Origin of the sequence: Aeromonas popoffii (genome assembly GCF_000820025.1) — a bacterium.
Classification (GTDB): Bacteria; Pseudomonadota; Gammaproteobacteria; order Enterobacterales; family Aeromonadaceae; genus Aeromonas; species Aeromonas popoffii.
In genome coordinates, this window is sequence record NZ_CDBI01000101.1 from 1 (window position 1) to 210 (window position 210).

Annotated in this window: 1 pseudogene; it reads left to right on the forward strand. The window is 61.9% G+C overall.

Annotated elements, in window-relative coordinates:
- A pseudogene (fadH, locus tag BN1129_RS21040) lies at positions 1-210 on the forward strand (NADPH-dependent 2,4-dienoyl-CoA reductase); the annotation flags it as partial.

Here is a 210-nt window from a genome sequence, read left to right on the forward strand (position 1 = left end):
GCGCGGCCATCAGGTGAGCCTGTTTGATCAGGCTCCGATAATCGGCGGCCAGTTCAACTTCGCCAAGCAGATCCCGGGCAAGGAGGAGTTTCACGAGACCCTGCGCTATTTCGCCAAGCGACTGGAGAAGTGTGGCGTCGAGCTTTACCTCGGCCAGCGCCAGAGTGCCGAGAGCCTGCTCGGCGGCGGTTTTGACGAGGTGATCCTCGC